The 5,236-nt window shown below is 77.1% G+C and carries 3 protein-coding genes; 1 reads left to right on the forward strand and 2 read right to left on the reverse strand.

Translation table 11 applies throughout. The features are described 5' to 3' along the window. Both ABQ292_RS25945 and gabT read right to left on the reverse strand, forming a co-directional pair. Positions 1–2,616: NAD-glutamate dehydrogenase domain-containing protein (locus ABQ292_RS25945; protein WP_369210585.1), on the reverse strand; the 2,616-nt coding region annotated here is incomplete at its 3' end. Beyond that, entirely contained in the window at positions 2,613–3,968 is a 1,356-nt protein-coding gene (gabT, locus tag ABQ292_RS25950; RefSeq protein ID WP_369210586.1) for a 4-aminobutyrate--2-oxoglutarate transaminase, read from the reverse strand. The genes gabT and ABQ292_RS25945, both read right to left, overlap by 4 nt. A 144-nt stretch (positions 3,969–4,112) precedes the next feature. On the opposite strand from gabT, the gene ABQ292_RS25955 reads away from it, so the two are divergent. Further along, a partial coding sequence (locus ABQ292_RS25955; protein WP_369210587.1) for a PucR family transcriptional regulator ligand-binding domain-containing protein occupies positions 4,113–5,236 on the forward strand: 1,124 nt, incomplete at its 3' end.

Consider the following 5,236-nt stretch of genomic DNA (forward strand, 5'->3'; position numbering starts at 1 on the left):
CGCGGTCAGCGCCGCGGGGTCGGGGTGGGCGCGCAGCAACCGGTCGGCCGTCCGCTCGGTGGCCGCCTGCAGCTCGGGCAGCGCCAGCCGCTCCACCGCCAGCGGCACCTCGTTCCCGGGGAGGCCGTCCACCCGCGCCCAGAGCGGGTCGAGGTCGAGCACCTGCGTGGCCACGGTGTACGCGCGGACCGCGACCGGCGTCGGGACGCCGTGGCGCTCCTCCAGGCGCAGCAGGAAGCCCGGACCCACCCGGTTCACCAGGTCGTTGGCCAGCTGCGTGGCGGTGATCTCCCGGGCCAGCGGGTGCGCGGCCACCCGGTCGGGCCAGCGCTCGCGCACCTCGCGGGGGAAGTAGGCCGCCAGCACCCCGGCCACCGACGGGTCGTCGGGCAGGTCGCTGCGCAACAGCTCCTCGCGGACCAGGTTCTTGGAGTGCGCGAGCAGCACCGCGGCCTCGGGCCGGGTCAGCCCGGCCCCGGCCTGGCGCAGCCGCTCCACCTCGGCCTCCGACGGCAGCCCCTCGAGGTCGCGGTCGAGGCCGTGCCGCTCGAGGTCGCCGATCAGCTGGGCGTGCCGGTCGAGCAGGAACGGCGCCTGGGCCGCGCACACCGACAGCGCCCGCGCCTGCAACGCGTTGTCGGCCAGCACCGCCGCGGCCACCTCGTCCTCGACCGCGCGCAGCACCGCGTCGCGCTCGGCGCGGGGCACACCCGAGAGCAGCACCTTCAGGTTGACCTCGCGGTCGGAGGTGTCCACGCCGGCGGAGTTGTCGATGAAGTCGGTGTTCAGCGCGACGCCGGCCCGCGCCGCGGCGATCCGCGCGCGCTGGGTCAGCCCCAGGTTCCCGCCCTCCCCCACCACCCGGCAGCGCAGCTCCCCGGCGGTCACGCGGACGGCGTCGTTGGCGCGGTCGCCGACCTGCGCGTCGGTCTCGTCGGCGGCGCGGACGTAGGTGCCGATGCCGCCGTTCCACAGCAGGTCGACCGGGGCCCGCAGCACCGCCTGCACCAGCTGGGCCGGCGACAGCTCCTCGGCGTCCACGCCCAGCCGCGCCCGCACCTGCGGGGACAGCGGCACGGACTTGGCGTCGCGGCGGTGCACGCCGCCGCCCGGGGACAGCGCCGAGCGGTCGTAGTCGTCCCACGACGAGCCCGGCAGCGCGAACAGCCGGCGGCGCTCGGCCGCCGACCGGACCGGGTCGGGGTCCGGGTCGAGGAAGACGTGCCGGTGGTCGAAGGCGGCCACGAGCCGCAGCTCGTCCGACAGCAGCATCCCGTTGCCGAAGACGTCGCCGGACATGTCGCCGACGCCGACCGCCGTCAGCGGCCCGTCGGGGTCGGCGCCGAGCTCGCGCAGGTGGCGGCGCACCGACACCCACGCGCCGCGGGCGGTGATGCCCATGGCCTTGTGGTCGTAGCCGCTGGAGCCACCGCTGGCGAAGGCGTCGCCCAGCCAGAAGCCGCGGCGCTCGGCGACCTCGTTGGCCAGGTCGGAGAAGGCCGCCGTCCCCTTGTCGGCCGCGACCACGAGGTACGGGTCGGGCCCGTCGTGGACCACGGTGCGGGCCGGGTGCACGACGCGATCGCCACCCTCGCCGTCGACTCCGCGGTCGTCGGTGACGTCGAGCAGCGCGTCGACGAAGGTCCGGTAGGCGCGGGCCACCCGCTCCTGCAGCGCCGCGCGGTCCAGGCCGCGCAGGTCGCCGCGGACGACGAAGGCGCCCTTGGCCCCGGCCGGCACGATGACGGCGTTCTTGACCATCTGCGCCTTGACCAGGCCGAGCACCTCGGTGCGGAAGTCCTCCGGCCGCTCCGACCAGCGCAGCCCGCCGCGGGCCACGGGAGCACCGCGCAGGTGCAGCCCCTCCATGCCCGGCGAGCAGACGAAGGTCTCGACCGCCGGCCGCGGCGCGGGCAGCAGGTCCAGGCGCGCGGAGGCGATCTTCAGCGCCAGGGCCGGCCGCGGCGCCCCCGCGTCGTCGACCTGGTAGCGGTTGGTGCGCACCACGGCGGCGAGCACGTCGCGCAGGCCGCGCAGGATGCGGTCCTGGTCCAGGCTCGTCGTCCGGGTGAGCAGCTCGGCCAGGTGGTCGGCGGCCGAGGCCGCGGCGGCGGGGTCGGCCGCGTCGGGGTCGTGCCGGGCGGCGAAGTGCGCCAGCAGCGCGCGGGCGAACCCCGGCGCCGCGAGCACGGTCTCCTCGACGTAGCCGCGGGACAGGCCCAGCCCCACCTGCGCCAGGTAGCGGCAGGCGGCGCGCAGCACGGCGACGTCACCGACGGGCAGGCCGGCGCCCACGGTCAGGCGGGACAGCCCGTCGAGCTCGGTCTCCCCCGCCCAGGCGGAGGCCAGGGCCTGCTCCAGCCGGGGCAGCGCCGTGGCCGGCGCCGTCCCGGGCGGGAGGAGCAGCTCCAGCCGGGTGGCCGGCGCGCCGTCGTCCCCGGGGACGGCGACGGCGTCGGCCACCCGCACGCCGAGCCGGTCGAACACGGGCACCACGTCGGCCAGCAGCGGCCGGGCGGCCGGCCAGGTGACCAGGCCGCCGACGCGGTCGCCGGCGGCCGGGCCCTCCGGACGCAGGGTCAGCCGGCGGCGCGCGCCGGCGGCCGGGGCGCTCACTTCCCGGCGTGCGCGTCGAAGACGGCGTCGAGGACGTCGAGCCCCTCGGTGAGCAGGTCCTGCCCGATGACCAGCGGGGGCAGGAAGCGCAGCACGTTGCTGTGCGTGCCGGCGGTCAGCGTGATGACGCCCTCGGCGTGGCAGGCCTTGGAGATCGCGTTGGTCAGCGCGGCGTCGGGCTTCGTCGTGCCCGGCTCGACCAGCTCGACGGCCAGCATCGCGCCGCGACCGCGGACGTCGCCGACGACGCCGGTGCGCTCGGCCAGCGCGTGCAGCCGCGGCAGCATGGTGGCCTCGATGGCGCGCGCGGCGGCGTTGAGGTCGTGCTCGCGCATGGTGCGGATGGTGGCCAGCGCGGCGGCGCAGGCCACCGGGTTGCCGCCGTAGGTGCCGCCCAGGCCGCCGGTGTGGACGGCGTCCATCAGCTCGGCCCGGCCGGTCACCCCGGCCAGCGGCATCCCGCCGGCGATGCCCTTGGCGGTGGCGATCAGGTCGGGGACGACCTGCTCGTGCTCGGAGGCGAACCAGGCGCCGGTGCGGCAGAAGCCGGTCTGCACCTCGTCGGCGATGAACACCGCGCCGGAGCGGCGGCACCAGTCGGTCAGGGCCGGGAGGAAGCCCGGCGCCGGGACGACGAAGCCGCCCTCGCCCTGGATCGGCTCGATGAGCACCGCGGCGACGTTGGCCGCGCCGATCTGGGTCTCGATCAGGTCGAACGCCCGCGCGGCGGCCTGCTCGCCGGTCATCCCGGCCTCGTCGCGGAAGGGGTAGGACATCGGGACCCGGTACACCTCGCCGGCGAAGGGCCCGAAGCCGTGCTTGTACGGCATGTTCTTCGCCGTCAGCGCCATCGTGAGGTTGGTGCGGCCGTGGTAGGCGTGGTCGAAGACGACGACGGCCGAGCGGCCGGTGGCCACCCGCGCGACCTTGACCGCGTTCTCCACGGCCTCCGCGCCCGTGTTGAACAGCGCCGAGCGCTTCTCGTGGTCGCCGGGGGTCAGCCGGTTGAGCTCCTCGGCGACGGCGACGTAGCCCTCGTAGGGCCCGACCATGAAGCAGGTGTGGGTGAAGGCGGCGACCTGCGCCTGGACGGCGGCCACGACCTCGGGGGCGGCGTGGCCGACGTTGGTGACCGCGATGCCCGAGCCGAGGTCGATGAAGGAGTTGCCGTCGACGTCGACGACCACGCCGCCGGACCCGCGCTCGACGTACACCGGCAGGACGCTGCCGACGGCGGAGGTGACCGCCCCGGCACGGCGGGCGGCCAGCTCGCGCGAGCGCGGGCCGGGCAGCTCGGTGACCAGGCGCCGCTCCTGGGCGACGGTGTCGGGTCCGGTGAGCAGGTCGGTCATCACTGTCTCCTCGTGCGCAGGCGTCCCCCGACGGGGGAGGTTCCGGTGTCCAGGGTGGGTGGCGCACGTCTCTCCCGGTACCGTCCGAAACGGCACCCCTGGGTCGTCCGGGTGTCCAGATCGTCGAGTCGAGAGGTGGTCGCCGTGCCGGTCACCGTCGCGACCCTGCTGGGCACCGCGCCGCTCGGGTTGACGCTGCACACCCGTGGCGCGGCGGTCGACCGCGCCGTCTCCTGGGTGCACGTCAGCGAGCTGGCCGACCCGACGCCGTTCCTCGAGGGCGGGGAGCTGCTGCTCACCACCGGCCTGGCGCTCGCGTCCGGCGGTGCCGACGTCTCCGACTACGTCCGCCGGCTGGCGGAGGCCGGTGTGGTGGGCCTCGGGCTGGGCACGGGCCTGAGCCACGCGCAGGTGCCCGCCGACCTGGTGGCCGCGGCCGACGCGCACGGGCTGGCGGTCCTCGAGGTGCCCCGGCAGACGCCGTTCATCGCGCTGTCGCGGGCGGTGTCCAGCGCGCTCGCGGCCGAGGAGTACGCGGCGGTCACCCGGACGTCGACGGTGCAGCGGGAGCTGACCCGCGCCGCCGTGGCGCCCGGCGCTCCCGGCACCGTGGTCGACCGGCTGGCCCGGCACCTCGGCGGCTGGGCACTGCTGGTCGACGCCGCCGGGACGCCGCTGGAGGCCGCACCGCCGTCCGCGCGCGGACGCGCCGGCGACCTGACGGCGGCGGTCGACCGGCTCCGCACGACCCGGCCCCCGGCCGGTGCCGCGCTCACCCAGCCCGGCGAGACGGTGCTGCTGCAGTCGCTGGGCACCGGCTCCCGGGTGCGCGGGTTCCTCGCCGTCGGCCGGGCGGGACCGTTCCCGGCCGGCGACCGGCACGTGGTCAACGCCGCCGCGCTGCTGCTCACGCTGCGCCTGGAGCAGTCCCGCGCGCTCGACAGCGGCACCGCGGCGCTGCGGGCGGCGATCCTGCGGCTGCTGCTCGCCGGTCAGACCGCCGCGGTCGGCCCGGTCGTCGAGGCGCTCGGCGAGCGGCTGCCGGCCGAGCCCGTGCTGGCGCTGGCGGTGCTGGGCAGCGTCGAGCAGCGCGCCGCCGCGGTCGACGTGGCCGCCGACGCCGCCGCCCACGCCGGCGAGCCGGTGCTGTCGGCCGGTCTCGACGACGCCCTCGTCGTCCTCGCGTCGGCCGACGGCCCGCTGGCCGGGCAGCTGGCGGTCCTCCCCGAGCGGGTGCCCGGCGCCGTCGTCGGGACCGCGCCGCCGGT

Source organism: Geodermatophilus maliterrae, from assembly GCF_041018925.1.
Taxonomy (GTDB): Bacteria; Actinomycetota; Actinomycetes; order Mycobacteriales; family Geodermatophilaceae; genus Geodermatophilus; species Geodermatophilus maliterrae.

What these genes read in the sequence shown, in the direction of transcription:
- gabT (WP_369210586.1), bottom strand. Translation starts at nt 3,968, where the DNA reads ATGACCGACCTGCTCACCGGACCCGACACCGTCGCCCAGGAGCGGCGC.